The organism is Ornithinimicrobium jinqii, assembly GCF_045032595.1.
GTDB lineage: Bacteria > Actinomycetota > Actinomycetes > Actinomycetales > Dermatophilaceae > Ornithinicoccus.
Map to the genome: position 1 here is coordinate 23,968 of NZ_JBJFZS010000022.1, position 23,730 is coordinate 47,697.

Annotated in this window: 22 protein-coding genes, 1 tRNA gene and 1 pseudogene; 14 read left to right on the forward strand and 10 right to left on the reverse strand. The window is 71.5% G+C overall.

Translation table 11 applies throughout. The features are described 5' to 3' along the window. Positions 1 to 175: 175 nt before the first annotated feature. A complete protein-coding gene (locus ACI3ET_RS10835) occupies positions 176 to 670 on the reverse strand; it encodes a mycothiol transferase (protein ID WP_405033057.1) in 495 nt (164 codons plus the stop codon). Positions 671 to 1,250: 580 nt separating this feature from the next. Between ACI3ET_RS10835 and ACI3ET_RS10840 the strand changes: the two are divergent. The 8 genes and pseudogenes from ACI3ET_RS10840 to ACI3ET_RS10875 all read left to right on the forward strand — a co-directional run. Beyond that, a pseudogene (locus ACI3ET_RS10840) lies at positions 1,251 to 1,828 on the forward strand (leucine zipper domain-containing protein); the annotation flags it as partial. A gap of 610 nt (positions 1,829 to 2,438) precedes the next feature. Further along, positions 2,439 to 2,897 (forward strand): hypothetical protein, encoded by a 459-nt coding sequence (locus ACI3ET_RS10845; protein WP_405033058.1) that lies wholly within the window; start codon positions 2,439 to 2,441, stop codon positions 2,895 to 2,897. Between the two features lie 578 nt (positions 2,898 to 3,475). Beyond that, positions 3,476 to 3,958, forward strand: a complete 483-nt coding sequence (locus ACI3ET_RS10850; protein ID WP_405033059.1) for a DUF305 domain-containing protein — start codon at positions 3,476 to 3,478, stop codon at positions 3,956 to 3,958. 479 nt (positions 3,959 to 4,437) lie between these two features. Beyond that, positions 4,438 to 4,584, forward strand: a complete 147-nt coding sequence (locus tag ACI3ET_RS10855) for a cupredoxin domain-containing protein (protein ID WP_405033060.1) — start codon at positions 4,438 to 4,440, stop codon at positions 4,582 to 4,584. 49 nt (positions 4,585 to 4,633) lie between these two features. Further along, entirely contained in the window at positions 4,634 to 4,912 is a 279-nt protein-coding gene (locus ACI3ET_RS10860) for an SHOCT domain-containing protein (protein ID WP_405033061.1), read from the forward strand. Positions 4,913 to 4,965: 53 nt separating this feature from the next. Beyond that, positions 4,966 to 5,526, forward strand: coding sequence for a DUF305 domain-containing protein (locus tag ACI3ET_RS10865; RefSeq protein WP_405033062.1), 561 nt, complete (start codon positions 4,966 to 4,968; stop codon positions 5,524 to 5,526). Between the two features lie 558 nt (positions 5,527 to 6,084). Further along, positions 6,085 to 6,807 carry a response regulator gene (locus ACI3ET_RS10870; protein WP_405033063.1) on the forward strand — a complete coding sequence of 241 codons (723 nt, stop codon included), beginning with the start codon at positions 6,085 to 6,087 and terminating at the stop codon, positions 6,805 to 6,807. A gap of 14 nt (positions 6,808 to 6,821) precedes the next feature. Beyond that, positions 6,822 to 7,991: a sensor histidine kinase gene (locus ACI3ET_RS10875; RefSeq protein ID WP_405033064.1), complete on the forward strand. Its 1,170-nt coding sequence runs from the start codon at positions 6,822 to 6,824 to the stop codon at positions 7,989 to 7,991. A 145-nt stretch (positions 7,992 to 8,136) separates the two neighbouring features. Here the strand turns inward: ACI3ET_RS10875 and ACI3ET_RS10880 are convergent, their stop codons facing one another. Then, positions 8,137 to 8,412 (reverse strand): hypothetical protein, encoded by a 276-nt coding sequence (locus ACI3ET_RS10880; protein WP_405033065.1) that lies wholly within the window; start codon positions 8,410 to 8,412, stop codon positions 8,137 to 8,139. A gap of 200 nt (positions 8,413 to 8,612) precedes the next feature. On the opposite strand from ACI3ET_RS10880, the gene ACI3ET_RS10885 reads away from it, so the two are divergent. Further along, positions 8,613 to 8,984 (forward strand): C40 family peptidase, encoded by a 372-nt coding sequence (locus tag ACI3ET_RS10885; protein ID WP_405033066.1) that lies wholly within the window; start codon positions 8,613 to 8,615, stop codon positions 8,982 to 8,984. Positions 8,985 to 9,062: 78 nt separating this feature from the next. On the opposite strand, the gene ACI3ET_RS10890 is transcribed toward ACI3ET_RS10885, so the two are convergent. From ACI3ET_RS10890 to ACI3ET_RS10905, 4 genes are all read right to left on the reverse strand, one after another. After that, entirely contained in the window at positions 9,063 to 9,431 is a 369-nt protein-coding gene (locus ACI3ET_RS10890) for a peroxiredoxin family protein (protein ID WP_405033067.1), read from the reverse strand. Between the two features lie 544 nt (positions 9,432 to 9,975). Continuing rightward, a complete protein-coding gene (locus ACI3ET_RS10895) occupies positions 9,976 to 11,688 on the reverse strand; it encodes a gamma-glutamyltransferase (protein ID WP_405033068.1) in 1,713 nt (570 codons plus the stop codon). Further along, complete coding sequence (locus tag ACI3ET_RS10900; protein ID WP_405033069.1) at positions 11,685 to 12,797, reverse strand: DUF418 domain-containing protein; 1,113 nt, start codon at positions 12,795 to 12,797, stop codon at positions 11,685 to 11,687. Before ACI3ET_RS10900 ends, ACI3ET_RS10895 begins: the two co-directional genes overlap by 4 nt. Then, entirely contained in the window at positions 12,790 to 13,857 is a 1,068-nt protein-coding gene (locus ACI3ET_RS10905) for a cation diffusion facilitator family transporter (RefSeq protein ID WP_405033070.1), read from the reverse strand. Before ACI3ET_RS10905 ends, ACI3ET_RS10900 begins: the two co-directional genes overlap by 8 nt. 54 nt (positions 13,858 to 13,911) lie before the next feature. Here ACI3ET_RS10905 and ACI3ET_RS10910 point away from each other — a divergent pair, with 54 nt between their 5' ends. After that, positions 13,912 to 14,304 (forward strand): ArsR/SmtB family transcription factor, encoded by a 393-nt coding sequence (locus ACI3ET_RS10910; RefSeq protein ID WP_405033071.1) that lies wholly within the window; start codon positions 13,912 to 13,914, stop codon positions 14,302 to 14,304. Positions 14,305 to 15,101: 797 nt separating this feature from the next. Here ACI3ET_RS10910 and ACI3ET_RS10915 read toward each other — a convergent pair. The 3 genes from ACI3ET_RS10915 to ACI3ET_RS10925 form a co-directional block, all read right to left on the reverse strand. Then, a complete protein-coding gene (locus ACI3ET_RS10915; RefSeq protein WP_405033073.1) occupies positions 15,102 to 16,550 on the reverse strand; it encodes a glycosyltransferase in 1,449 nt (482 codons plus the stop codon). Between the two features lie 488 nt (positions 16,551 to 17,038). Then, positions 17,039 to 17,125 (reverse strand) — tRNA-Leu (locus ACI3ET_RS10920). A gap of 97 nt (positions 17,126 to 17,222) precedes the next feature. Continuing rightward, entirely contained in the window at positions 17,223 to 18,623 is a 1,401-nt protein-coding gene (locus tag ACI3ET_RS10925) for a DNA polymerase IV (RefSeq protein WP_405033074.1), read from the reverse strand. A 44-nt stretch (positions 18,624 to 18,667) separates the two neighbouring features. On the opposite strand from ACI3ET_RS10925, the gene ACI3ET_RS10930 reads away from it, so the two are divergent. Further along, a complete protein-coding gene (locus ACI3ET_RS10930) occupies positions 18,668 to 19,195 on the forward strand; it encodes a YbhB/YbcL family Raf kinase inhibitor-like protein (protein WP_405033075.1) in 528 nt (175 codons plus the stop codon). Continuing rightward, positions 19,192 to 19,737: a YbaK/EbsC family protein gene (locus ACI3ET_RS10935; protein ID WP_405033076.1), complete on the forward strand. Its 546-nt coding sequence runs from the start codon at positions 19,192 to 19,194 to the stop codon at positions 19,735 to 19,737. Before ACI3ET_RS10930 ends, ACI3ET_RS10935 begins: the two co-directional genes overlap by 4 nt. Positions 19,738 to 19,779: 42 nt before the next feature. Here the strand turns inward: ACI3ET_RS10935 and ACI3ET_RS10940 are convergent, their stop codons facing one another. Continuing rightward, positions 19,780 to 20,007: a hypothetical protein gene (locus tag ACI3ET_RS10940; protein WP_405033077.1), complete on the reverse strand. Its 228-nt coding sequence runs from the start codon at positions 20,005 to 20,007 to the stop codon at positions 19,780 to 19,782. Positions 20,008 to 20,093: 86 nt separating this feature from the next. On the opposite strand from ACI3ET_RS10940, the gene ACI3ET_RS10945 reads away from it, so the two are divergent. Together ACI3ET_RS10945 and ACI3ET_RS10950 are read left to right on the forward strand one after the other, a co-directional pair. Then, complete coding sequence (locus ACI3ET_RS10945; protein WP_405033078.1) at positions 20,094 to 21,116, forward strand: cyclic nucleotide-binding domain-containing protein; 1,023 nt, start codon at positions 20,094 to 20,096, stop codon at positions 21,114 to 21,116. Then, complete coding sequence (locus ACI3ET_RS10950) at positions 21,109 to 23,727, forward strand: ATP-binding protein (protein ID WP_405033079.1); 2,619 nt, start codon at positions 21,109 to 21,111, stop codon at positions 23,725 to 23,727. Before ACI3ET_RS10945 ends, ACI3ET_RS10950 begins: the two co-directional genes overlap by 8 nt. Positions 23,728 to 23,730: the final 3 nt, after the last annotated feature.

Consider the following 23,730-nt stretch of genomic DNA (forward strand, 5'->3'; position numbering starts at 1 on the left):
GGCCCTGGCGGTGACCGGGGCAGCGCAGGCCAAATGTGAGCCTCACACCAGAAGCGTGGGCAGCCGCACGGAGAGCGGCAACCCCGGTCACCTCAGACCGAGCCCGGCCGGGCCCGATCCTGACGTCAATAAGACACGTAGCCGCAGACAGCGGAGCGGGCGGTTGCCCTGTTCGCTAGGAGACGACGAGGTGTTGGCGACCGTCGATTCGTTCCCGAACGATGTCGAGGTGACCGGCGTGGGTGGCCGTCTCGACCAGCAGCCTGAGTACGCAGCTGCGTGCGTCCACAAACGCTGGGAATGGGAAGACCTCCGCGGGGGGCCACCATCGCGGCGGGGTGTCCAACTTCGTGTGCGCGAGCACGGCGTCACTGCGCCGCGACCACTGCCGGTACCCGGCCAGCGCATCGGCCCCAGATGTCACAGGTGCCTTCCAACCGTCCTGGATCAGGGCGATGCATTCGGGGTCACCGCCCAGGACCGCACCTGCCCAGAAGATCTCGTCGTCGTAGGTGAGGTGGTTCACCAGCTGCGCGACAGACCAGCCCGAGGGAGCAGCGACGCTGGTCATGTCCTGCTCGCTCAGGCCCTGCACCGCAGCCAGCACGTGCCTACGTTCGGCCTCGAGGTGCTCCAGGAGCACCTCTTTCTCGCGCGTCATGGGCAGCATCCTACGACGCGGCCACAACCGTATGGAGTAGCACGACCACCCTGATGCCGAACCTCTCCCTGCCGGGCACCGCCGGTGTGGCACTGACCTTCGACGGGGACGTCTTCTGCTCCGCCCACGCTGCACAGGTTGGCCGAGTTCGGGGAGAGCAACGGCCCTGTCGACCTGATCGCCCATGGCGAGCCCACGATGGTCCGATCACCCGCTTCGCCGCCGACGCCACCGGTGACCAGCCGCCGTTGCGCTGCGAAATGATGGTGCTGTCTCTGCCCGGGCGCCGCCGCCCCCTGCACCCTGAGCGCCGGTTCGCCACCTTCGCCGGCGATGGCCGGATCGTCGACGCCCTGCAGAAACGATCCTGGGCGCAGGCGACGGGCAGGTCATCTGTCGCCACGGCCTGCACTCGCTTATCGGATCCGAGCAGGACGACAGCACCCAGCTCCGAGATGCTCACGCGCGTGGGTGGTGCGCGCAGTGACGGAGAACAGGTGCTCCTTGATGGCCGCGTGAGAAGCCGCAGGCTAGATGTCCCCAGCCAGATGACAGTGGGGTGTTGACGTGAGGAGGACCTCCGGGTGGGGTGTGGCTTGTCAAGAGTCATACCCCACGCCCGGAGGTCTATGCCCCCAACGCTGATGCCCGGCTGACCGTCCACGGTCGCCAGCTGCCGTACAACGGGTGCGCGAGCAGGGGTGGGCCGTCGCGCACGCCGCCAAGGCGATGGGCATCTCGCGCCAGTGCGCGCACCGCTGGTTGGCCCGCTACGGCGAGCAGGGCCTGGCGCCGCGCACGGTCTCGCGGGTGCTGCGCCGTGCGGGCGTGGCCTACCTACGGTGCCTGGACCCGATGACCGGGGAGGTCATCCGCTCCTCCAGGTCCACCGCCGTGCGGTACGAGCGGGAGCGGCCCGGGGAGCCGGTCCACGTGGACGTCAAGAAGCTCGGCAAGATCCCCGACGGCGGCGGGTGGCGCGCCCACGGCAGCGCCGCGTCTGGGCACCAGCGGGACAAGAAGGTCAAGATCGGCTATGACTACGTGCACTCGATGGTCGATGACCACTCCCGCCTGGCCTACAGCAAGATCCACGACGACGATAAGGCCCAGACCTGCGCCGGTTTCCTGACCCGGGCCGCCGTCCACTTCGCCGAGCACGGCATCACCCTCCGACCAGCCGACTGTCACCAACGTGATGGCCGGGTACATCTCGTGGTCGCCGTGGTCGCCGTGGTCGTCATGGCTGTCGGATTCCTTGTCGGTCTCACCCCGACCTGCGGGACGTCGATCGTGACCGCTGCCTGCGGCGGACCGGTGCGGTGGAGAAGCTCATGCCGTTGGGGGTGTCCCCGACCGGGGCGCGACGACCTCGAGGTCAGGCCACGGACGGCGACCTCGTCCTCGTAGCGGTGGGTGATGTAGGCGTGGTGTCCGGAGGGTCGACCACCATCCCGTGGGCACCGTTACCCGTCGTGACCGTGCGGGTCACCGTGAATGTGACTGTGTCGACGACCGACACCGTGGTGCCGGGTGAGTCGTCGCTGCCCTGGTTCGCGGCCAGGACGCAGCGGTCGTCCGGACCCACGTAGGTCCGGATCGGTCCGTCCCCGACTGCGACCCTGCCCACGACCTCGCGGTTGGACATGTCGACCTTGACCACCTCGTCCTGGGCGCTGATCGAGGCGAGGACGAACCGGCCGTCGGGCGAGAACGCGACCTGCGCCGGCGCCTGTCCGACCTCGATGTCACCGACCTCCTGTTGGTGCTGGTGTCGATGACGCTGAGGGTGCTGCCCGCCACGTTCGCCACGAATTCCCACCCGGCCGACCGGGCTCGGACGCTGCCCTTGCGGCCCTTCCTGCACCGCGATGGGGCCTCCACCGCGCCGGAGGCCGCGTCGATGACGGTCACGGTGTCGTCCCTCCAGTCAGAAGTGTCGGCCGGGCGTCCGTCCGGGCTAACCACCACGTGGGTGGGCATGCTCCCGGTGGGCACCGTGCTGGTCAGCTCCGGCGTCCCCGCGCCGAGCCCCACCGCGACAGAGTCGTGGCCGCTCACCGCCCAGACGCTCGCGCCGTCGGGTGAGACCTGCACGTTGCGCGGTACGCCTACGCCCCGCACCGTCGTGACCACCGTGTTCGTCGCCGCGTCGATCACGCTCAGGCTCCGGCCGTTCTCGTTGGCCACCCACACCGACCCGGTCACCATGCCCGCATCCGGGGACAACTGCTGACGGGACGGCCGCGGTCGCGACGGCGGTGGTCTCCAGCCCGGCGTCCGAACGCTCGTTGTCCCCGCCCAGCATGAAGGTGGCGCAGGCGTGGCGGCAACGATCGTCAACCAATGGAACCGCCGTCGCCCAGACGGTCCTGCGCCGTGCAGGGTATGCCGTCCCAGTCGTCGAGTGCCGTATCCGTCACCACGCTGGCGTCGTCTGCCATGGCGATTCTCCTGCGGGTCGAGGCCCACCCCGGTGGCAGACCGACCACCCTCACTGTGCGCGATCTACCCATCTCAATCCCGATGCTTTGATGGAGAATTGACGGACGCTCCGGCTTGAACCAACGGCGACCCGCGAAGCACTGGCGTCCAGTGACCTCTCGTCTCCGATCTCCATCGAATCTCCATACGATCGGGGGGTCGTCGGCAGGTGGACGAGCCAGGGTTGCTCCCGTGACCTCTTTGTCTGCACGAGCCGTCCTGACCGCTACCCTCACCGCGGTTGCGGGGCTCGGTGCCTGCAGCGCCGACACGGGCACGGGCGACAGCCCTGCGTCACCCGCAACGGCGGCACAGACCACGCACAACGTCATGGACACCCAGTTCGCGCAGCAGATGATCGTCCACCACGAGGGCGCGGTCGAGATGTCCCTGCTGGCCCAGGAGAACGCCGTGACCCCCGAGGTGCGGGACCTTGCCGACCAGATCGAGGCAGCCCAGGGCCCCGAGATCGAGCGCATGAAGTCCTGGCTCCAGGAGTGGGGCGAGCCGGCCGGTCCCGAGGGTGACCTGGAAGGCATGGAGGGCATGGACCACGGCGACATGGGCTCGGCGATGGAGATGGAGGGCATGTCCCAGGAGGAGGCGATGGCCGACCTGGGCTCGGTGTCCGGCGCGCAGTTCGACCACCGGTTCCTGGAGCTGATGATCGAGCACCACCGAGGAGCCGTGACGATGGCGCAGGCGGCCCTCGCCGACGGCCAGGACCCAGGGGCGCAGGAGCTGGCTGAGCAGGTCGTGCAGGACCAGGAGGCGGAGATCGAGCGTATGGAGCAGCTGCTGGAGGATCTGTGACCCGGCTCTCCCCGGCGTGCGGGGAGGTCCCGCGCCGGAGGAGCGTGAGGTCATGACCTGGTTGTGGACCGTTCAGCTCGACCGAGGACTACGAGGACCGCCGCGCGGTGCTGGCCCGGCCGGCGGAGGGGACGTGAGGCCGATCAGCCTTCGTACCGCCCTGACGATGGGCGGCCTGGGCCGGCACCCTGGTTGGCGGGACCGGCCTGCGGCGCGAGCTGTCCGTCACCGACGTCGGCGGGTCCGGTGGGGACGAGCTCGTCGAGCCCGAGGTGCTGGGCAGCAGCGCCGGGCAGCTGCAGGTGACCCTGCAGGCCCCGGCTCGGCACGCACGAGGTCGCCGGGCGGCAGGCCCGGACGATGGGCTACAGGGGCTGCGATGGACTTCACGTTCGACGGCCTGTTGGACCACCTGCTCCACCTGCACGTGTGGCCGATGCAGCTCATCGAGGCAGCCGGGGGAACGGCGGGACGACCCGGTGTGGCTCGACGGCGTCAACGTCCTCGCCGGGGGCTCGGTCACCGTCCGGGATCAGGTTCGCCGACTCCGGCGGCAGAACCGTCTACCGGGCCACATCCTCGACCACGAGGACCTGGGCATGATGGGCACGATCCTGGCCGGATGACAGCGGCACCTCCACGCACGACCCGCCCACCACCCGAAGGAGAAGAATCATGTACGGGAACGGATGGGGCATGGACATGGGCTGGATGTGGCTCGTGTGGCCCCTTATCATCCTGGCCACCGTGGTGGTCGTCGCACTCCTGGTCCGCTCCGGCGGCAACCAGAACCGAACGAGCGGCCCCCCCGTCCCGCCACCGTCGCAGCCGACCGACGGGCCCGGCGGACCGACTGCGGCGCGGCGGATCCTCGACGAGCGCTACGCCCGAGGCGAGATCGACGAGCAGGACTACCAGGAACGACGCAGCCGCCTCGCCGAGCCGGACCACTAGGCCCCTAGCCTGACCGCACACCCTCCGCAGTCCCGAGCTGGAAGGAAACCCCGATGTCGACCTCGCACGAGCAGTCCGAGCAGGACCAGCAGAAGAAGCACGAGCGGAAGATGTACCTGACTTTCGCCGCGATGATCACCACCTCGATCGTGACGATGTTCCTGCTGACCTACACCAACGCCTGGACCTGGGCGCACATGACCTTCAGTGAGGAACGGGTCTACATGGCCCTCCTCATGGGGTCGGCCATGGCCATCATCATGCTCGGCTTCATGTGGGGAATGATGTACAAGAACGTCACGATCAACCTCGCCATCGTCGCCGGCGCCGTCGTGCTGGGCCTGACCTCGCTGTGGCTCTCCCGTTCCCAGACCCTCGTCGACGACCAGGCGTACATGAACGGGATGATCCCCCACCACTCGATCGCCATCCTGACCAGCGAGCGGGCCGACATCGACGACGTGCGGGTGCGCGAGCTGGCCGACGACATCATCGAGGCCCAGCGCAAGGAGATCGCCGAGATGAAGTGGCTCGTGGACGACATCGAGCAGAACGGTGCCGTGATCACCCAGGAGGAGGCCGAGCAGCGGCCCATCCCCGAGATCACCCCCTGACCTCCCCCAGGCCATCACGACGACCTGGGGTAATCGGAGAACGTGCTTGGATGCCGTCCTGACCGTGGCGCGAGTGCGCGCGTGGGGGCTGGTCCGCCGACAGGGCGCCTGGGACCGGCAGGGTCTGTGGCTGCTGGGTGGGGACGACGGCGGTCGGGTGCCTCGGGTCGTGGCGTCCCGTTGTTCATGGAGCACTCTCCTCGTGTCGCGGTGGTGTGACTGCGCGACAACTTCGGTCGTGGATCAGCCATCCCCCCTGTCCATTTCCTGAGTCCGTCGTGACGGTGTGGCCGGCCCGGGCAGGAGCTCTCGGACCAGGAGGAAGACCAGTGCCCACAGGCCCGCGGTCCCCAGGCCCATGAGCAGCCAGATCGCCCAACCCACGGTTCCGAACCACATGACCGGACCTCATTTCCTGAACGCACCCCGCGCCGATGGTCCTCATCCTCGGGTGCGTAGGTCGGGGTGGCCCACGAGATCGATGGAGATTCGGTGGAGATGTCGCCACGGGCCAGGGCAGGGGCGTCGGGACGTCACTGGTGAGCGACGATGGGACGCATGTCGCCAGCACCTTCCACCGAACCAGCAGCGCGGGTCCTGGTCGTCGAGGACGAACGCGCCCTGGCCGGGATGGTGGCCGCCTACCTGTCCCGGGCCGGCTACGAGACGACCGTCGTCCACACCGGTCCGGCCGCTGTCGAGTCGGTCCGCGAGAAGGCACCGGACGTCGTCGTCCTGGACCTGGGGCTACCGGGCCTGGACGGTGTGGAGGTGTGCCGCACGATCCGCACCTTCTCCGACTGCTACATCATCGTCGTCACCGCCCGCACCGACGAGGTCGACCGCCTGATCGGGCTCTCTGTCGGCGCCGACGACTACGTCACCAAGCCGTTCAGCGTGCGCGAGCTCGTCGCCCGCGTCCAGGCAGTGCTCCGCCGACCGAGGACGGGTACGGCCGCCCGCGCCTACCAGCAGGAACCGGCGTGGGTCTTCGGCGACCTCCGTGTCGACTCCGCCGGGTTCGAGGTCCACCTTCGCGGGCAGCGGGTCGACCTGACCCCGACCGAGCGCGACCTGCTCATCACCCTCGCCTCCCGGCCCCGGACCGCCTTCTCCCGCGGCCGGCTCATCGAGGAGGTCTGGGGCGGCGGATGGGTCGGTGATGAGCACCTCGTGGACAGCCACATCGCCCACCTTCGCCGCAAGCTCGGCGACGACCCAGATACCGCGCGTTACATCACCACCGTCCGCGGGGTGGGCTACCGCATGGGGCCCGGATGACGCCCCGACGGCCCATGAGGCGGCACGCACTGGCGACACGACTGCTGGCCGGGCAGGCGGTGGTCCTGCTCGCCGGAGCGCTGACCGTGGGTCTGGTCGCGGCCCTGGTCGGCCCACCGATCTTCCACGAGCACCTGCTGCAGACCGGGCACCCTGAGGACTCCCCCGAGCTCGCCCACATCGAGCTGGCCTACCGCGACGCCTCATTCATCTCCCTGAGCCTGGGCCTGGTCATCTCCCTGCTTGCCGCCGGCGCCGTGTCCTGGTTCCTGGCACGCCTGCTGCGACGTCCGCTCGGACTTGTCACCGACGCAGCCCGCGAGCTGGCCCGCGGCCACTACGCCACCAGGGTCCCCGACGTCGGGTCGGGCACCGAGCTGGACACCCTGGCCACCTCGTTCAACGTGATGGCCTCCCGCCTCGAAGGCGTCGAGGACACCCGCCGGAGGCTGCTGTCGGACCTGGCGCACGAGCTCCGCACACCCATCGCGACCCTGGCCGCCTACCACGAGGGACTCACCGACGGCGTCATCACCCTCACCCCCGAGGCTCGGACGGTGCTGGTGGAGCAGACCGAGCGGCTGGCCAGGCTCGCCGACGACCTCGACGAGGTGTCCAGGGCAGAGGAAGGGCGGCTGGCGCTGACCCGCGCCCCGGTCCTGGCCGCCGACCTGCTGCGCGCCGCCGCCGACAGCGTGCGCGACCCCTACCGGGGCGGGGGCGTTGACCTGCGCGTCGATGTCGACCCCGCGCCGGACCTTCTCGTCGACGCCGACAGGACCCGGGTCGGACAGGTCCTGACGAACGTGCTCAGCAACGCGCTGCGCCACACCGGCCCCGGCGGCACGGTGACGCTGAGCGCACACCGGGACGGAGCCGAGGTGGTCCTGCAGGTCCGGGACGACGGCGAGGGCATCGCCGCGAACCAGCTGCCCCACGTCTTCGAACGCTTCTACCGCGGCGACAGCGCGCGCAGCCGTGACCGTTCCGGCTCCGGGATCGGGCTGACCATCAGCAAGGCCATCGTCGACGCCCACGGCGGGACCATCGACGCCACCAGCGACGGCGCCGGCACCGGCGCCACCTTCCGCATCGCCCTCCCCTCGCCGCAGCACGGGAACGGGCGTGAGGGGCATGCACGGTCCGATGAGCCCGTGTCTCCATCAAACCTCCACAAGACCTGACCCTGCCCACCACCTCGAGCACGCAGCGTGGGACGCGCTGCCCCCGCACCGGCGCCCTCAGGCCCGACGGTGCGGGGTGCGCAACGGGCTACCTGCCCACCGTCCCAGCCCCCCAGACGCGGGTCGTGCCCAGCGACCCCAGAGGTCACATGAAGTCACCCGGCAAGCACCGCGCCCACCACGAGTCCGGCCAGGCCCGCATCTCCGCCATGATCGTCGGCGGCCTCGTCGCCTCCTCCGCCGCGACGGTGGGCGTCTCCTCGGCCTCCGAGGACCCGCCCAGCAGTGGCAGGCCGCGCCCGGCGCTGCCCTCACCGGCCCCGGCCGCCCGCGACGTCGCCGGGCTGCGCGGCGGGTCCCTGGCCGAGATGAGGGAGCAGACAGCGGCCGACCGCAGCCTGGCCCGCTCCGCCCCGGGCACCCACGACCCTCCTGCAGGAGTCGTTCTTCACCGCAGCCACGCTCCAGGCTCCTGCGACCCCGTCCCAGCCCACGGCACCGCCGGCCGCCGACGACGAGCACCCGGCCCAGGCAGCCGCGCAGCAACCGCCCCGGGCACCGGCACTGCCGGTCCCCGCGCAGACGTCTGCACCCGTTCAGCCCCAGTCCCAGGCTCAGGCGGTGCATCCGACCACCACGGTGCAGGCTCCGGCGGCCCGTTCTGCAGGATCCCTGCTCGACGTCGCGGCTGCCTACGTGGGCTACCCGTACGTGCTCTACGGGACCCCGCCCCAGTCGTTCGACTGCTCTGCCTACACCTGGTACGTCTTCCAGCAGGCCGGCATCGACATCCCCCGCGCAGTCGCCGGCCAGAAGGGCGCGGTCACCCCCGTCTCCGACCCCCAGCCCGGCGATCTCGTGTTCTACAACGACTGGTACCACGTCGGCATCTACGCCGGCGGCGGGATGACCTACGAGGCGCTCAACCCCAGCACCGACGTGCGCTACGGCCCCCTGCTCTCGAGCAACGTCTGGTACGGCCGCATCAACTGACCGCGGCGGGTGCGGCACGCACCGCATACCCGTGGGTCTTCGATCCCTGGCCCTGCGGGTGTGCGGGCCACACCAGCATCAGGTGGACCGGTGCTCGTTGACCTGCGCGAGCAGGTCAGAGACTGAGAGCCACATGGAGGGGTACTCCCCGAACGAGCGATGCTGGCCCCCACTGTCGTTGATGACGGATGGGCAGGAAGGTGATTTCCCGGTCCTCGAACGGGCGTTCTTCTCGATCTGCGCCAACTGCACCAGGCAGGGCTGGCACCCGGCTCCCGCGTTGAAGGAGAGGAGCACGTTGATGCCACGGAACTGCTCCAGCCTGACCACCTGACCGTCGGTGTCGCTCAACGTGAAGTCCGGTGCTTTCCGGGCCAGGGCCCGTGAGGCGGGGCGCGAGGTCAGCAGCATCCCAGCCACCACGGCCGCCACCGCGATCAGGCTCACGGTGATGACGGCGAGACGGCGGCATCGCCGCCGGTGCTCCGTCCCGTGACACGCCCCGACCTTGGCCAGACGGGACTCGCGGGCTGCTCTGGTGGACACGGCTCTCTCCGGCGGCAGCGTTGTGGCGGTTGCCACCGTCCTCTACCGCGGCCTCACCCCCGAGGAGGAGGTCCTGGCACGCGCTTCGTGGCCGATGCCGCGGCAGGCTGCGCGGAAGGCCCGATGACGACCGCCGTCCCCGGCGGCGGTGGCCACGCGCAGAAGCAGTTCTTCGATCCCGGTGAGACGGCTCCGATGGCCGACGTGGGCCACTCCCTGGCCAATGGGTATGTGGCGTTCCCCTTCCGGGCGGACCTCTCGGCGACCGACGTCGAGACGTTGCGGACGGTCGTCAGCATCGACGGCCCCCGGCGGTGTCACGCTCGCGGCCCCCGCCGCCGTTCAGGAGAGCGCGGTGGTCGCCGTCACGGCCGAGACGTCGCTGCCTGCGGCACAGTCGACGTCGCTGCCTCGAGTCGCGCGGTGACCAGTGTGGTGGCCTGGGTCACGGGCCGGTCTGGGGGGCCGGGTCCTCCTCGGTGGCCACGCTGTAGCCGGCGGAGCGCCGTTCGTCGGCGAAGGAGGTGACCTCCCGGTTCTTCCAGTCCACGTCGAGCGCCTGGACCGAGCCGAAGTTGGCGAGGATGGCGGGGTCGACGGCGCGGGCGTCGTAGCCGAGGGCGGCGAGGTCTTCTGCCAGGGTCGCGGACTCCAGCCACAGGACCCCGCCGGTGAGCAGGAACCGCTCGCCGGGGATGGCCTCGGCCAGGTCTTGGTCGTGCAGGGCCCACCGCGTGATGACGCTCGCCGTGGTGTTGGGGATGTGCCGCCCGCCGGGGGTGCCGATGACCAGCACGGGTCGTCGCTGCGCGTCGAGCACCATCGACGGGGAGCTCCACGTCACCGAGCGCCGGCCCGGCTGGGGCAGGTTGGCGTCGGCGACACCGATGTCCCAGAACCGCTCGAGCTGGTCGTTGAGGAAGAAGCCGGCGACGTATCGCCCGCTTCCCCAGTAGTTCGTGATCGTGTTCGTCATCGACACGGCCGTGCCGTCGGCGTCCACGACCGAGATGTGGGTGGTGTTGGCCGCCCCCAGGTAGGGGTCCTCCAGCGCCGAGGCGGCCGAGGCCGACGCACCGCCCGCCAGGGCGGCGGCGATGTCGGCGTTGCTGTCGGCGTCGGTGAGCTCCTCGACCGGGACGTCGACGAAGTCGGGGTCGCCGAAGTACTCCTGCACCGAGGCGTCCGCGACCTGCCAGGCCTGCGACTGCAGGTCGACGAAGTCGGCGGAGTCGGGGTCGACGTCGCCGATCCCGGCCGCCTCGGCGACCTGGACCATCTGGATGATCGCCGCACCGGGCAGCGCCGGCGCGCCCGAGAGCATGGTGTAGTCACCGACCTGCCCTTCCGGCGGCGAGGAGACCTGCACCTCGTAGTTCTCGAACGTCTCCGCGTCGAGCCCCGGGACCTGCAGCAGCCGCTCGCTCAGGGCGCCGGTGTAGACGGTGTCGGGGTCCGCGGCGATCTGCCGCATGGCCTCTGCCAGGTCGGCCTGGATGAGGAGGTCACCCTCCTGCAGCGGCAGCCCGTCCGCGCTCAGGAAGTGCGGCAGCCCACCAGTCACCGCCTGACCGATCGGTGAGGCGATGGACGCGGCGAGGTAGCCCGAGACCGGCGCCCCCTCCTCGGCGATGTCGATGGCCGGAGCGAGCAGGTCCTCCCACGGCAGCACGCCATACTCCCCGTGCAGCTCCTCCAGTCCGGCGACGAAGCCGGGCACGCCCACCCCGTCCTCCGGGACCTGGCCGACGGTGTTGACGACCTCGCGGTAGTCGTAGTGGACGGCCTCGCCCTCGCTCACCACGATGGTCGCGCCGCCACCGCCGATGCCCGAGGACGCCGGTTGCATGACCCCGTCGGCGAAGGCTGCGGCGATCGCGGCGTCGACCGCGGACCCTCCCCTGGCGAGCATCGCCATCCCCGCGGCCGAGGCCAGCGGGTGACCCGAGCTGACGCCGTAGGCGCCCAGCGCCGAGCGGTCCTCCGTGGGCTCGCTGGTGGTCTCCTCCGGCTCCTGCGGGGTGGTCGGTCCTGGCACGGTCGGGGACCCGGCGGTGGTCGCGGCGTCGGGTGTCGACGGGTCGGCACCCCCGGAGCAGGCAGTGAGGAGCACCACCAGTGCCCCGGACGTGGTCAGTGCTCTGGTCCTGCGGTTCATGACTGTCCACCGTTCGGGGTCGCGGGTTGCGGCGTCGCAGGGCGCGTAGGCGGTGTCCGGAACCAGGAGTGGCGCAGCAGCCACTCCAACGGTCCCTGACGCCCGGTCCGCGCCCACAGCACGCCCAGCGTCACGGCGCCGAGGTTGAGGGCGAGCGCGACCAGGACGCCGCGCTCGAAGGAGAACCCGTCCGCTGGCTTGATCACCGCCAGGACGAGCACGTGCAGCACGTAGATGGTGAAGGCCAGACGCCCGCACCTGGCGAGCCAGCCGATCGTCCACGGCGCGAGCTGGGCGAGGCGCTGGCACACGGCGATGGAGAAGACCGCCCCGCCGATGCTGGAGATCAGCCACAGCGGCATCTGGCCGTGGCCGACACCGGTGAAGTAGCGGGCGAAGCCCTGGTCGGCCTCCGGACCCAGGACCGCGTAGGACAGGTCGGCGACCAGGAAAGCGAGCACCGCGGCAAGGGCGCCCCAGCCGATCATGCGGTGCAGCCGGCGGACGTCGGCCAGGTCGACCCGGGACAGGAGCAGCCCGGCGATGAACGGTACCGTCCAGCTGGCCAGGGGGTAGGGGCCCGTGAGCACGAGGGAGTGCAGCGCGTCCCCGGGGGCAGTGGTGAAGCTGATGCCCTCCATGGCGTGGCCCCAGGGCTGGGTGACGTCGTGCGTCACGATCCACAGCGGCCCGGCCACCATGATGCCCAGCCCCAGCGCGAGAAGGGCGCGCGAGGACAGCCTCCACAGCAGGGGCGCGAGAAGGAACAGCACCGAGTAGGTCTGCAGGATGACGTTGACAGTCTCGGTCAGCGTCTGCAGCGCGGCCCCGGTGAGGAACAGCAGACCGACCCGCCAGGTGATCGCCGTCCACAGCTCCTTGCCTGCCCGGCTGCGCATGAAATAGCCCATGCCCAGGCCGGCGATCGTCACGAACAGGACCGAGGCCCGGCCGAAAGGCAGCAGGTACACCCGCTGCAGGATGGTCTCCGGGGCGGTCGGGCCCACGTTGACGATGATCATCCCCAGGATCGCCAGCCCCCGGGCGGCGTCGATCCCGCCCAGGCGCCGCCCCGCCCGGGGCACCGGAGGGGCGTGCACCTCAGTCATGGACGGTGGCCGATGCCGCCGGCTGTCCCGGGTCCGTGCCGGCCGGGCGTACTGCGGGCACGACGCGGACCACGGCTCGCTCCAGGTGCGGAACGGTACGGACCAGGGCAGCCTCGACCTGCTGCGCCAGGTCGTGCCCGCCCGCCAGCGACAGGGACGCCTCGGTGAAAACGGTCACCTCGGCCTCCATCCGGTGACCGGACCAGCGCGCCCGCGCCTCAGTCACCTCGTGGACGCCGGGGACCGCCGCAGCGGCGGTCTCCACCCTGTCCAACGTGCCTTCGTCGACACCGTCCATGAGCCGGCGCACGACGGAGCGCATCGAGGCGACGAGCACCGCCAGGATCACCGCCGCGATGACCAGTCCGATGATGGCGTCCAGCTGCGGCATACCTGCCCAGATGCCGATCACGCCGACCGCGACGGCGAGGGAGGTGAGGGCGTCGGTGCGGGCGTGCTGACCCTCGGCGATGAGGGCGGCCGATCCGATCCGCCGCCCCGCACGGATGCGGTAGATCGCCACCGCCTCGTTCCCGGCCGCACCGACGAGCGCCGCCGCCATCACCCAGCCCAGGTGCGCGATCCCACGCGGCTCCACCAGCGCCCGCACCGACTCCCAGATGATCAGAGCCGCCGACAACGCGATGACCAGCCCGATCAGGAGGCCGACCAGGTCCTCCGCGCGCCGAAAACCGTGGCTGTAGCGCCGCGTGGGCGACCGGCGCCCGATCCGGAACGCGATGATCAGCGGGATCGTCGTCGCCAGGTGCCCGAGGTTGTGCACCGTGTCGGCCAGCAGCGCGATCGAGCCGCTGAGCGCCACGATGACAATCTGCAGCAGCGCGGTGACACCCATCCCGGCCAGGCTGATCCACGCCGCACGGATCCCGACCGCACTGGCCTCCTGCGCGGTCTGGATCGCCTCGGTGTGGTCGTGGCTGTGCGGCGTCAGCGCGTGACGGACCTTGCCCCACAGGCCGGAGCTGTGCTCGTGATCATGACCGGCGTGATCGTCGTGGTCGTGCGACGAGGACCGCTCGTGGGTCGGGTTTGAGGTCACCACGCCCATGGTACTTGCGTGATCGCGCAAGTACCAAACACTACGATGGTTGGCATGCCAGCTCAACGAACACTCTCCCTGCCCACCGACGGCCATGCACGGGTCGCCGTGGAGACGTTCCGCATGCTGGCCGACCCCACCCGCCTGAAGCTGTTGTGGTTGCTGCTGCACCACGAGTCCAACGTGACCACCCTCGCGGCGACGGTCGGCGCTTCCGCGCCCGCGGTGAGCCAGCACCTGTCCAAGCTGCGCCTGGCGGGGCTGGTCGAGAGCCGCCGTGAAGGCACCTTCATCTACTACTCCGCCACCAGCGCCCACGTCCGCCGACTCCTGACCGAGGCGCTCGCGCACGCCGAGCACGTCACGGGCGAGGCTCGGGGCTCGGACCCCCACAGCTACGAGGCCCCCGGAGCGCCCAGGGTCAACCGCGGTGAGGTACGGCCGTAGGTCCGGTGCGGTCCGGTGCGGTCCGGTGCGGTCCGGTGCGGTCCGGTGCGGTCCGGTGCAGTCCGGTCCGGTCCGGTCCGGTGGCGATGCAGGCACGAGGGCGCCGGCTGCCGGACTTGCTAATCAGGGGCGCCCACGAGGCGCTCGCAGCTCTGCCTGGGCGGTGTCCGACGACAACACGACATTGTGTCGAGAGCCAGTCCCGGGGAGGACTCCGACGCCACACGTCCAGGATGAACGCGACGTAGACGAAAGCCGGCGTAGGTCCGCACGCAGGTGAAGTCGGTGACCCAGACCTGCCCTTGTCGCGGCGCGCCCCGACCAGGCCGGCGCGCCTCCAGCTGCGGTATGTTGCGGTCGAGTTCCCCCACGAAGAAGCTCGTGACCGCCTTGGCTCCCGTTCGGTCGCCGGCGTCGACCTCGGCCTGGGTCACCCAGCGACGCACCGCCTCCCGCGCCACTCCCAGCTGGTTGGCGACCGCGGTCATCGCTTCGGTCACCGACGCGTGCTCCTGCTGGTCCTCCCTGACCTGACGCTTGCCCGGGCAAGAAGCTCCGGATCAATCCTCTTCGGCACGGTGCTCATCCTCCTGTACTCAAACAGGAGCGGCATCAAACCTGGGGCGCTTCACCGGTGTGCCTCCGGTCTGGCCAGGCGACCCCTCTCCCGGATCAGGTGGGCGTGACCGTTGTGTCGGACGTACTCGGCAATGGGCTGGATGTGGTCCTACCGCACTCCTCGGCCACGGTTGCATGCAACCCCAGCGCCTCGTCGCTCTTGCGCACCTCATCCAGTCTCAGGTGGTCGTCCCGCCCGGGGGGCGCGGGGCGAGCGGCATCGCGGCCAGGAGTCGCTCGTACTGCAGCAGGTGGCGGTCGGGCAAGAACTGCTGGTAGACCCGCTCCCGCGCCCCGGCCCCCAGCTGGGCCGCGAGCGCGTCGTCGGTGAGCAGTCGCGCCATCAGCTGCCCGGCACCCGCCAGGTTTGAGGGGTCGGCGAGCAGCAGTCCCGAGACCCCGTCCTCGATCTGGTCCTGGATGCCGCCGACGGCACTGGCGATCATCGGGCGGGACTTCCACATGGCCTCGGTGACGGTCAGCCCGAAGCCCTCCTGCAGGCTCTTCTGCACGACTATCGCCGCCGCCCTCTGCAGGGCGTTGACGATGTGCGCGTTCTCGTCGACGTCGTCCATCGGCAGCGCCGCGAGGTGGACCCGAGCCCGGCCGGCGGGGTCGAGCTCCTCCCACAGCTGCACGCACTCCTGCAGCACCTCGACTCCCTCGGGGTCGTCGCTGACCCCCTCGACCGCGGGCCCGGCCAGCACCAGGTGGGCCGCCGCCCGCGCGTCCGCGTTGCCGATGAAGGCGCGCATCACGCCGGGCATGTCCTTGAGCCGGTCCCACCGGCTGACCTGGAGCACGTAGGGCGTGTCCGCCGGCACCGGACCTCCGGCGACCATGGCGCCGGTGTGGCGGCGCACGGTGCCGGTGCTGCCGTCACGGCGGGGGAACCTGACCTCCAGCGCATCGTCCATGCCCTCCACGACCCCGGCGCGCACCAGTGTGCGCTGCACGTCTCCGTTGGGGATGGGCGCGTTCTTCGCCGCGAACGGGTCGATGGACGGCGCGATCACCACGACGCGCTCCCGGGGCACGGAGGGCGGGGCGTAGACCGGGCGGCTCACCACGACTGCCTGCGCCTCCCGCAGGTAGGGCTCCAGGAACGCCCAGCCACGGGCGGTGTGCTCGTTGGTCTTGTCGCAGCCGATGTGGCTGCGCCACAGCACCGACACCCCCCGGTCCGCCAGGTGCGGTATCAGCCCGGCGGTCTGGGGGTCGTGCAGCTGGACCACGTCGCCCGGTCCCAGCCGGCTTCGCAGGTCTTCGGCGTTGGGCGCTAGCGCGGCCTCGTACCGGGACCTTTCCTGCTCGCCAAGGGGGCCGCCGTCCCCGGGCACGCCGTGCAATGCGTTGTGCAGCCGCTTGGTGATCGAGAAGAAGGGGCCCGGGCAGTCGAGCACGAGCCAGCGCGCGTCGATACCGGTGCCCCGGACGTAGGCGAGCAGGATCTGCAGCATCTCGGCCACGCCCCCGCCGGTGGCGGTCGAGCTGACGTGCCAGAAGACCCGTCCGTCCAGTCCGGCCCGCGCCGCCTGCACCCCCCGCTGGACCTGTGCCCAGCGCTCGGGGCCGATGAGGTGGTCCAGACGGTCCAGGTTGATGGGGGCGACGTCGACGGTGCGCATGGTCCTACAGTGCCGCGACAGCGCGCCGATCACCCCTGGACCGCCCGGCGAGTCCTCAGCGCTGGAGCAACGAGTTGCGCCGACCACGTCCTGCGGGGCACGTCCGCGCCCTCAGTCCTGCCCAAGATCTCGCCCAGCAGCCGCCGGGGCTGACGGTGCGTGCAGCCGTAGTCCGCGGTTCCCTGGGCGCAGGAGTGCGAGCTCGCAGACATCAACATCGCCGATCCCTTGCTGTCGCTCCATCCCGGGAGGTGCCCCCTGTGCCAACGTTTTCGGGATTCCCTGTCCGCAGCAGATCCCCGTGATCGGCACTGCACGACCTGGCGACGAGCAATGCCGAGGAACTGGGGCTAGACGACATGAGGCGCCTCGCGACCAATTCTCCCCTCGACTTAGCAACCGGTCCAGCGGCCAGGCCGGGCCGCGCGAGGGGGTTCGAATCGGGGTTTTCTCAGGCTGACAACGTTTCCGCTGGTCACAGGCCTCACTGGTGTCCGGAGGGGGACTTGAACCCCCACGCCCATTAAGGGCACTAGCACCTCAAGCTAGCGCGTCTGCCATTCCGCCACCCGGACAGGTGGTGCTGCCTCGCTCGTGGAGCGGGCAACGACGGACCAGATTAGCATGCTGGCAGGGACGTCCCGAACCACCCGGTGGCCGGGCGCCGACGTCTCAACCGGCGGGCTCCCGCCAGTCCGGAGGGGGCGCCGGCCCCAGTGCCGGGTCGTCGTCGGCAAAGGTCCGGACCCGCCCCGGAACTGTGCGCGGTCCCTCGAAGCGCACCGTCACCCGCCCCAGCCCACTGCCCCACACCCACCCGGCGCCGAGCTCGTCGTGGACGACGTCCTGGCCGGTCGACCACCCGTGCCGACGTCGACCCAGCAGCTCCCCGTCCTGCCCGCGGTCCTCCTCCCCCGCCTGCCCCTCGCCCTCGAGCGCCGCGCCACCGCCGACGTCCGGCACGTCCACCAACGCCTGCGGGTATGCCGTGCCCAGCGTCAGCTCCTCCTGCGCGTGCGCGGTCAGCCCGGACACGCCCAGGCCGAGCAGCCGCAGCCCCGTGGACACGTCGACACTCGCCAGCAGGTGGCGCCCCTCCCGCAGCACGATGGCCTGGTCACCCGTGGCGAACGGCAACGAGGACGACCGCGTCTGCGTGCTGAAGTCGTGATGCCGAGCCTTGACGGTGACGGTCCGGGCGAAGAGCGATGACTGCGCGAGCCGTGACGCGAGCCGTCCTGCCATCCGGGTCAGCTCGACCTCGAGCACGGCCCGGTCGGTGAGGTCGGTGTCGAAGGTCTCCTCCACCGAGATGCTCTTGGCCCCCCGCTCGGCGACGACCGGCCGGTCGTCCTCGGCCATCGCCAGCCGGTGCAGGCCCGTGCCGTGCGCCGTCCCGAAGATCGCCACCAGGTCGCTCTCGGACACCCGCGACAGCTCCCCCACCGTGTCGACGCCGAAGGTCCGCAGCCGCGCCGCGGTGGCGGGGCCGACGCCGGCCACCGCCCGCACCGGCAGCGGGTGCAGCATCTCGATCTCCCGGCCCGGCCTGATGATCGTGGTCCCCGCAGGCTTGTCCATCTCGCTCGCCAGCTTGGCCATCATCTTCGACGTCGCCACCCCGACGGACGCGGTCAGTCCCCCCGTCTCCTCCACGATCCGCGCAAGCACCCCGGCGCACCACTCCTCGAGCCGACCCTCCTCCCAGCCGGGCGCGTCCGGCGCGGCCGACAGGTCGACATACGCCTCGTCGACGGAGACCTGCTCGACGAGCGAGGACCGGCTCCGCAGGATGTCCATGACCACCCTCGAGGTCGTGCGGTAGGCCTCGTGGCGTCCCGACAGGAACGCCGTCCCCGCCGGGCAGCGCCGCCGGGCCTCCCCCATCGGCATCGCCGACCGGGCCCCGTAGACCCGCGCCTCGTAGGAGGCGGTGGAGACCACCCCCCGTCCGCCCAACCCGCCGACCACGACCGGGCGGCCCCTGAGCGAGGGCTTGTCACGCTGCTCCACCGCCGCGAAGAACGCGTCCAGGTCGAGGTGCAGGATGCACCGACGCGGGTCCGACGGCATACCCCACACTGTGCCACGCGCGCACCTGCTCGTAGGGTCGGACCATGGACCTCACACGCACCTACCCCGACCACCCGCTCGAGCACCTGCCCGCCGCGCCGGCGCAGCTGGAGGTCACCAGCGAGGACTTCGTCGACGGCCAGCCGCTGCCTGAGGGCGCCGGCTTCGGCCTCGGCAACGTCTCGCCCCAGCTGTCCTGGAGCGGCGCACCCGAAGGCACCCGGTCCTACCTGCTGGTGTGCCACGACCCTGACGCCCCGGTCCTGGGCGGCTTCACCCACTGGGCGGTCCTGCTGCCCGCAGACGTCACGTCGGTGGACGCTGGCGCGGGCGAGATGGGCCACCTCTCGGGGCGCGGAGCGACGGTGCTGGCCAACGACTACGGTTCCCGCGACTGGGGCGGATGCGCACCGCCCGAGGGCGACCCCGCCCACCGCTACGTCTTCACCGTCTGGGCGCTCGACGCCGACCAGACGGCCCTCGACGCGTCGATCTCGCCCTCCAAGGCGCAGTTCACGGTGCTCAGCCACGTCCTGGCGCGCGGCTCGATCACGGGCACCTACGCCCTGTGAGGCTCGACTGGGTCCCGGCGCTGCAGCGCCCGGACCTGCTCGCCGCACCCGTGCGCTCCGCGCTGGAGGGTATGCAGCGCGCCGACCGGGCGGACCCGTCACGCTGGGAGGTGGCCGAGATCGACCCTTCGCTGGCCGATACCGCCGCCCTCGTCGAGGCCACCGGCCTGGCGATGGCGGACATGGCGAACTGCATCGTCATCGCCGGCTCACGGGCCGGGGAGGAGCGGGTGTGCGCGGCGCTCGTGCTCGGCACCACGCGTGCCGACGTCAACCGCACCGTCCGCAAGGCCCTGGACGTGCGCAAGTGCTCGTTCATGCCGATGGACGACGCGGTCGAGCGCAGCGGCATGGACTACGGCGGCATCACGCCGCTCGGGCTGCCTGAGGACTGGCCGGTGCTCGTCGACGCACGGGTCGTCGAGCGTGAGCTGATCGTGATCGGCTCGGGGCTGCGCCGCTCCAAGCTGCGTCTGCCGGGCCCCGTGGCCGCCCAGCTCCCCGGTGCCAGGGTCGTCGAGGGGCTGGCCCTGGAGGTGTGACCAGCTCGAGGGGTGGCCAGTGGCCCGGCGCCGGGTGCCGAGCTAGGTGCGGTCCTGCTTGCTGCGCTCGGTGTCGAGGCTGGTGCGGTCCTGCTTGCTGCGGTCCTCGTCCGCGTGGCGCGTGCGGTCCTGCTTGCTGCGCCCCCCGTCCCGGGGCCCCGCGCCAGTCGTCCTGTCCTCGTCCGCGACCTTCACCCTGACCCCGTAGACCTCCTGGATCATCGCCAAGACGTTCTCGATCGGGTCCTCCGCGCTGAATGTGATCTGCATGAGGGGGAACCTAGACCCACCGCCCGCCGCTGTCATCCCGGCTTCACCCCTTGCCGCGATGGTCGGGCGGTGCTTGACTGAGCCCCATGCGCGTCACGGGTCGGGCGACGACGTTGTCCTGGATACCTTCTGAGTCGGTGGGGAACTGGCTGCGGGGAGGTTTCGACCTGGGTCTGTCCCACTACGACGACCCGCCGCGAGACGTGGTCGCCGGCACCGACGACGTGCGCGCCCTGCGCGACGACGACCGCTTCCGCTTCGCCAACGTCCTCACCGGGTGGGCCGAGTTCGGCGACGGGCCGACGACGGCCGGCTACGGCGAGGACTCGGACCTGTTCATGGGCAGCACCAGGGTCCGGCTCGGCGTGGGCACCGCCACCTTCCTGGGCTTCACCCTCCCGGTCCTGCGCGCCGACCCGGAGATCAGCCAGGACCGGGTCGTCCTGCGGCAGACCGTGGGTGGCCGCACCGGAGTCCCCCTCCCCCGCCCCGTGAAGCACCCGCCCTACGTCCGCTGGCACGCTCCCATCGTCTGGACCACCCTCCGGCTGACCCTCACCCGCGACGGGGGCCGCAACGTGGAGCTGGTCGGCGCCTCGGCCTTCCCTCGGCACTGGGTCTACGACAGCGACGGCCGGCTGGCGCTCAAGTCCGGGCTCACGCTGCTGCAGGACTGGATGGACCACAGCTTCGGCGACCGGACCCCGTGGGGAGACCAGGACTCCCCCGCCCTGACCGTGGCGGCCGAGTCGGCGGCCGAGCGGTCGCTGTCGTCCAGCATCATGACCGGCGGCGTGGCCCCCGAGGTGACCCGCCTGCCGGAGGGCACGGCCGTGGTCCGGCAGGGCGACGTGGGGACCGACGTGCACCTCGTCCTCGACGGCGTGCTCGACGTGCGCGTGGACGGCGACGTCGTCGCCGAGCTCGGCCCCGGGGCGGTGCTCGGGGAGCGCGCCGTCCTGGAGGGCGGTCGCCGGTCGGCGACGGTCACCGCGCGCACCGCGGTCCGGCTGGCCCGCGTGCCGGCCACCGCGCTCGACCTCGACGCGCTGCGGAGCGTCGCGCAGGAGCACCGTCGGGAGGACCCGCCCGCCGCTCCCCATGCGTGACGCCGACCCCCTCCCGGACGGCACGCTCACCCTGCTCTTCAGCGACATCGAGGGCTCCACCCTCCTCCTCGACCGTCTCGGGCTGGCCTACCGCGACGTCCTCAGCACCCAGCGCCGGATCCTGCGCGACGCGATCGAGACCCACCACGGGCACGAGATGGGCACCGAGGGCGACTCCTTCTTCGTGGTCTTCGGCACGGCCCAGGACGCCGTCGGTGCGGCGGTCCAGGCGCAGCAGGAGCTCGCCGCGACGAGCTGGCCCGAGGGGGTGAGCGTCCGTGTGCGGATGGGGGTGCACACGGGAGCCCCGCAGCGGCACGAGGACGGCTACGTCGGGATGGACGTGCACCTGGCGGCCCGTGTCGCCTCCACGGCCAGCGGCGGTCAGGTGCTCCTCACCGACAGCACCCGGGCTCTCCTGGCCCGCAGCGATGGAATGCCCCAGCTGCGGGACGTCGGCCTGCACCGCCTCAAGGACATCAGCACCCCTCAGCGTCTGCACCAGGTAGTGGTGCCGGGCGCCGGGGCCGGGTCGGCGCCGGTCCGCTCGCTGGGCTCCCCCGCCGACCTCCCGGCCGTGCACGGGGACCTCGTCGGGAGGGACCAGGAGGTCGAGCAGGTCCTCGGACTGCTCGCCCCGGGCCGGGTCGTGACGGTCGTCGGCGCCGGCGGGGTCGGCAAGTCGCGCCTCTCGATCGCGGTCGCGCACCGGCGCGGGGACCTGCCGGACGGGGTCTACTTCGTGCCGCTCGCGCGCGCGACCACCGAGGAGGAGGTGTGGAGCTCGCTCGCCGGCCCCGCCGCCCTCCCGGGCGGCGGGGCGTCCCGGGGTCAGGTGCTGGCCGGCCTCGCAGGACGACGTCTGCTCCTCGTCCTGGACAACCTCGAGCACCTGCCCGGCGCCGCGGGCGCCGTCCGGGGGGTCCTGGAGGGGGCACCGCACGTGGAGGTCCTGGCCACCTCGAGGTCACCCCTGCACCTCCTGGGGGAGCAGCTCGTGCCGCTCCGGCCCCTTGCCCTGGCGGCCGCCGTCGAGCTCTACGTGGACCACGTCCGGCGTCAGCGTCCGGCCTACGTGCCCGACGACGAGGACCTGCGGGCGATCAGGGCGGTCTGCGAGCGGCTGGACGGCCTGCCGCTGGCGATCGAGCTGGTCGCCGCGCGCAGCCGCCTGCTCGGTCCGCGCGCGGTGCTCGCGCGGCTCGACGACGCGCTCGACCTGGCGGGCCGCTCGCTCGACCGCGCGGACCGCCAGCTCACCCTGCGCAGCACGCTCGACTGGAGCTGGCGCCTGCTCGACCCCGCCGGCGCCCGTGCCCTGGCCCGGCTCAGCGTCTTCGCGGGGCCGTTCGGCATCGACGCTGCGGCCCGGGTGCTCGACGAGTCGGCGGACGTCACCGTCGAGCTGCTCCTCGAGCTCGTCGAGGCCAGCCTCGTGCACGCCGACGAGGAGTCGTCCGGTGACCCCCGCTTCCGCATCCTCACCGTCGTAGGCCGTTACGCCCTGGAACGGCTCGCCGAGGACCCGGAGGCGCTGGCGGACGCCCGGAGCCGGCAGGCGGACGTCGCGGCGGACGTGGTCCGGCTGCACTGCCCGCGGCTGCGCGGCACCCACCACATCGCCGCCCTGGACGTCCTCGAGGACCAGCAGGAGAACACCTCGCAGGCGCTCGACTGGTGCCTGCGCCCCGGTGCACGGCAGCTGACCACCGGGCTCGAGATGTGCCGGCTGCTGAGCTGGCACTGGCACACCTCGTCCCGGCAGGACGAGGGACGCCGCTGGCTCGCCCGGGCGAGCGAGGTCGCGGGGGACAGCGACGACCCGGAAGCGGTCGCGGCCTGGCACGGTCTGGGGATCATGCTCGACCAGCAGGGCGAGCACGACCGGGCCGCCGACATCCTGCAGCGGTGCCTGGACGCCGCGGTCGCCCGCGGTGACCGGCTCGCGCAGGGGAAGGAGTCCAACAGCCTCGCGCTGGTGGAGCACCACCGCGGCCGCACCGACCGGGCACGCGAGCTCTTCACCACCGCCCACCACCTCGCCCGGGACGACGGCGACGACGAGCGCATCTCGACCTCCTTGAGCAACCTGGCCCTGCTCGAGCTGCAGCAGGGGGCCACGACCGAGGCGCTGCGCCTGCTCGGCGAGGTGCTCGCCATCGACCAGCGGCTGGAGGATGTGTGGGGCATCGCCGTCGACCACCTCAACCTCGCCCAGGCCCACCTCGCCGCCGACGACCTCGACGCCGCGCGGTCCAGCCTGGTCGACCACGGCGCGCAGATGCTGGCGCTCGGCGACTACGAGGTCGACGTCGAGCTCCTCGAGCACCTCGCGGTGCTGTGCGCCGGCCTGGACCGCTCCGGCTCCGTCCCGCTCCTGCTCGGCACCGCCGACGCCCTGCGTGAGGCCGCCGGCATACCCCGCGCTCCGGCGGACGAGTCACGCGTCCTCGACGGCGTCGCGTCCGCGCGTGCGTCCCTGCCGTCCACGACCTGGGACGAGACGTATGCCGTGGGCGCTGGGCTCACCGCGCAGGAGGCGTGGGAGCGGGTCGAGGACGAGCTCGCCGCAGACCGGCCGAGCCGGCACGGCGTCGCCGCGCGCCGCTAGTGT

Coding starts and splice junctions, on each gene's coding strand:
- ACI3ET_RS10870 (WP_405033063.1), top strand. CDS start 6,085: ATGTCGCCAGCACCTTCCACCGAACCAGCAGCGCGGGTCCTGGTCGTC.
- ACI3ET_RS10915 (WP_405033073.1), bottom strand. CDS start 16,550: ATGCGCACCGTCGACGTCGCCCCCATCAACCTGGACCGTCTGGACCAC.
- ACI3ET_RS10940 (WP_405033077.1), bottom strand. CDS start 20,007: ATGCAGATCACATTCAGCGCGGAGGACCCGATCGAGAACGTCTTGGCG.
- ACI3ET_RS10925 (WP_405033074.1), bottom strand. CDS start 18,623: ATGCCGTCGGACCCGCGTCGGTGCATCCTGCACCTCGACCTGGACGCG.
- ACI3ET_RS10895 (WP_405033068.1), bottom strand. CDS start 11,688: ATGAACCGCAGGACCAGAGCACTGACCACGTCCGGGGCACTGGTGGTG.
- ACI3ET_RS10860 (WP_405033061.1), top strand. CDS start 4,634: ATGTACGGGAACGGATGGGGCATGGACATGGGCTGGATGTGGCTCGTG.
- ACI3ET_RS10845 (WP_405033058.1), top strand. CDS start 2,439: ATGACGCTGAGGGTGCTGCCCGCCACGTTCGCCACGAATTCCCACCCG.
- ACI3ET_RS10835 (WP_405033057.1), bottom strand. CDS start 670: ATGCTGCCCATGACGCGCGAGAAAGAGGTGCTCCTGGAGCACCTCGAG.
- ACI3ET_RS10850 (WP_405033059.1), top strand. CDS start 3,476: ATGGACACCCAGTTCGCGCAGCAGATGATCGTCCACCACGAGGGCGCG.
- ACI3ET_RS10950 (WP_405033079.1), top strand. CDS start 21,109: ATGCGTGACGCCGACCCCCTCCCGGACGGCACGCTCACCCTGCTCTTC.
- ACI3ET_RS10910 (WP_405033071.1), top strand. CDS start 13,912: ATGCCAGCTCAACGAACACTCTCCCTGCCCACCGACGGCCATGCACGG.
- ACI3ET_RS10875 (WP_405033064.1), top strand. CDS start 6,822: ATGAGGCGGCACGCACTGGCGACACGACTGCTGGCCGGGCAGGCGGTG.
- ACI3ET_RS10865 (WP_405033062.1), top strand. CDS start 4,966: ATGTCGACCTCGCACGAGCAGTCCGAGCAGGACCAGCAGAAGAAGCAC.
- ACI3ET_RS10930 (WP_405033075.1), top strand. CDS start 18,668: ATGGACCTCACACGCACCTACCCCGACCACCCGCTCGAGCACCTGCCC.
- ACI3ET_RS10945 (WP_405033078.1), top strand. CDS start 20,094: ATGCGCGTCACGGGTCGGGCGACGACGTTGTCCTGGATACCTTCTGAG.
- ACI3ET_RS10900 (WP_405033069.1), bottom strand. CDS start 12,797: ATGACTGAGGTGCACGCCCCTCCGGTGCCCCGGGCGGGGCGGCGCCTG.